This is a genomic window from Candidatus Marivariicella sp. (genome assembly GCF_983056325.1).
Genome location: NZ_CEZOWA010000033.1, coordinates 1 through 2,500, shown reverse-complemented (window position 1 = coordinate 2,500; position 2,500 = coordinate 1). Strand labels below are relative to the sequence as shown.

4 protein-coding genes and 1 tRNA gene are annotated in these 2,500 nt (G+C 28.9%); 4 read left to right on the top strand and 1 reads right to left on the bottom strand.

Features of this window, described 5'->3' with window-relative positions; translation table 11 throughout:
• Nucleotides 1–217 precede the first annotated feature (217 nt).
• Together AC3ATN_RS08250 and AC3ATN_RS08245 are read left to right on the top strand one after the other, a co-directional pair.
• Nucleotides 218–817, top strand: a complete 600-nt coding sequence (locus AC3ATN_RS08250; RefSeq protein WP_487532799.1) for a hypothetical protein — start codon at nt 218–220, stop codon at nt 815–817.
• An 82-nt stretch (nt 818–899) separates the two neighbouring features.
• Complete coding sequence (locus tag AC3ATN_RS08245) at nt 900–1,136, top strand: hypothetical protein (RefSeq protein ID WP_487532798.1); 237 nt, start codon at nt 900–902, stop codon at nt 1,134–1,136.
• Between the two features lie 130 nt (nt 1,137–1,266).
• Here AC3ATN_RS08245 and AC3ATN_RS08240 read toward each other — a convergent pair.
• Nucleotides 1,267–1,340 (bottom strand) — tRNA-Arg (locus tag AC3ATN_RS08240).
• A gap of 434 nt (nt 1,341–1,774) precedes the next feature.
• On the opposite strand from AC3ATN_RS08240, the gene AC3ATN_RS08235 reads away from it, so the two are divergent.
• Both AC3ATN_RS08235 and AC3ATN_RS08230 read left to right on the top strand, forming a co-directional pair.
• Complete coding sequence (locus tag AC3ATN_RS08235; RefSeq protein WP_487532797.1) at nt 1,775–2,227, top strand: GNAT family N-acetyltransferase; 453 nt, start codon at nt 1,775–1,777, stop codon at nt 2,225–2,227.
• A 51-nt stretch (nt 2,228–2,278) separates the two neighbouring features.
• On the top strand, nt 2,279–2,461 hold the full coding sequence (locus AC3ATN_RS08230) for a hypothetical protein (RefSeq protein WP_487532796.1): 183 nt from the start codon (nt 2,279–2,281) through the stop codon (nt 2,459–2,461).
• The last annotated feature ends 39 nt before the right edge of the window (nt 2,462–2,500 follow it).

Sequence of the window (2,500 nt, the reverse complement as noted above, 5' to 3'; positions counted from 1 at the left end):
AATACTCCCCATCTAATAAGTTTACTTTTTTCCCAAGAAGTGAAATCAAAATTTACATCAAGAGGAAACAAATCAATTGCACGAAATAGGTAAAAAAATAAAATAACTGCTGGATAAATTAAAATTCTTCTTTTCATAATATTAAAAGTAAAATGATAATTGCAAAAAACAAGTTAAAAAACAAGTTTATTTCTTAAATTCAATAAATTTTGTTTGTATGATCTTATTTAGTGAAAAAAAAGAAGTTTTTAAATACAATCCAGCTGAACAGTCAGTTGAATGGAAAAATTCTTTTGAAAAACCTGTTTCTGGAGTTTTTAGAGTTGAAAATTATGTTTTTGTAACCTCGGTTAACGGTTGGGGCTCACCTTCATTTACAACTTTAATTGACTACATCTCGGGTAAACAAAAGTGGACAACTAAAAATGTTCTCTATGGTATTCATATTCATCAAGACTCAATAGTTTTTGTTGACAGCAAAAAACAAATTGTTTCAATATCAATAAATACAGGTGAGGAAAAGTTCAAAGTTAAAATGTCAGGTTTTAGATGGTATGAAACTCCTAGAATTTCTTTAATTGACAATAAGATTTATATATTTTCTACAAGAAAAACTTTTATTCTTAATGAAACTACAGGTAGCTTAAGAGAATCAAAACTTCCCAATAAGATAAATCCAAAAGAAGTCGTCTTTTTAATTGATGAATTTGAAATGCAAATTAACAAACTTCCTGGAAGTGGATCTGTCGATTCTACCGGTGCAATGATGGCAGGAGGAGATGCTGGTGGTGGTGGTGATGGAGGAGGAGGGGAGTAATATTGTATTAAACTTCTTCTTTTAAATCAGGTAGGTAATGAATAGCAAACTTGATTAATCAAACATTGTTATTTTTAGAAACATGAAAAAAATCTATTACAACATTGCTGTTGGATTGACTATTTTAAATCTTATTGAAGTAGCAATTAGAAAATTTACTGACTTTGATTCTATACTCCCTACTCCTGTTAAAGTACTATCAATAGCAACAGCATTAGTATGCTTTGGAATTCATTTTTATAAGAATCAAAGTTCCCAAAACTACATAACAGGCATATCTTCTTCTTCTAAATCAGATATTTCTAATCCCCTTAAATAGGTTAAACTACTGTTATAAGTTTAGATCAGCATACGTAAAAAACAATAAATAAAGGTTTATATTTTAACTATCGTTTCTCTATTTGTTAACCTAAAAAGAAAAGAGGGAGCGTTAACTCCCTTATTATTAGTGACCTCGGCAAGATTCAAACTTGCAACCTCTTGAGCCGTAATCAAGTGCACTATTCAGTTATGCTACGAGGCCGGTATTAATGTTTATAGTATTTTACAAAGTTTTGGAAAAGTGTTACTTTGTTTGTGCTACCAATACCGTTACCACATTTGTAAACTTTTAGTAAACTACCAGGTGACAAATATAAATATTTCACATTGTAATCAAGCGCACTAACCATTATTTATTAATCACCTTTTTAAGTGGACTTTACACTTACTTCATCTAATCAATTCATGATGATTAAATTTTGGTTGTTTTATACATGCCCATTCTTCTTGTGAATGAGTTTCTTTCTGAACTGTTATATGGTTAAGTTCAGTTGTTTTAAATGCTAACTACTTTCTTAACGCTGTATATATATTTTTTTTACAATATTATTTTAATTAAATCAGCGGTAACAACAATAGCTTTAGTGGGATTTTACCTTCCTAACATTAGACATATTTATTTACTATTTTCGTTTTATGAAAATAAGAAGTGCGAGAAAACAGGATATTAAGGCATTATTGCAGTTTGAACAAGAATTAGTAGAATTTGAGAGACCTTTTGATTCAACTTTAAAAGAAGGTTTGATTAGTTATTACGATATTTTAAGTAGAATTGAGTCAGACGATTCTTGTGTTTTAGTTGCGGAAGTTAATGGAGAATTGATAGGCTCTGGTTTTATTGATATACTTGAGTCAAAATCATATTTAAAACATAAATATTATGGTAAGCTTGGATTTTTTTTTGTAAAGGAAAAACAGAGAGGTAAGGGAGTGAATAAATCCATTTTAAATGAATTAATTAAGTGGTCAGGTAAAAGAGGTGTGTTCGAAATTAGACTTGATGTTTATTATGAAAATCTCGATGCCAAATCTGCATATCTCAATTATGGATTTGAACCTAATTTATTAGAAATGAGATTGAAAATATAATTAAAGTTTTTATCAAGATCTTAAAATCATATATTTGGTAAAAATTCCTTAATGGCTTTTATTGCAATTATAGTTGGTATCATTTTACTTATAAAAGGCGGTGATTGGCTAATGCGTTCAGCTGTTTCTTTATCTTTTAAGTTAAATATTAGAAACAAATCGGGGGGTGTTTATCCCACAAACATAATGTTAGATTATAAAACATTAAATATACCAACTAAAGTGACGATATAATAAGTAAGATAAATAGAAGTAAATGCTTGACTTATGAGC

Excerpts from the sequence above, each read along its gene's own strand:
- AC3ATN_RS08250 (WP_487532799.1), top strand. The coding sequence starts at position 218 with ATGATCTTATTTAGTGAAAAAAAAGAAGTTTTTAAATACAATCCAGCT.
- AC3ATN_RS08245 (WP_487532798.1), top strand. The coding sequence starts at position 900 with ATGAAAAAAATCTATTACAACATTGCTGTTGGATTGACTATTTTAAAT.
- AC3ATN_RS08235 (WP_487532797.1), top strand. The coding sequence starts at position 1,775 with ATGAAAATAAGAAGTGCGAGAAAACAGGATATTAAGGCATTATTGCAG.
- AC3ATN_RS08230 (WP_487532796.1), top strand. The coding sequence starts at position 2,279 with ATGGCTTTTATTGCAATTATAGTTGGTATCATTTTACTTATAAAAGGC.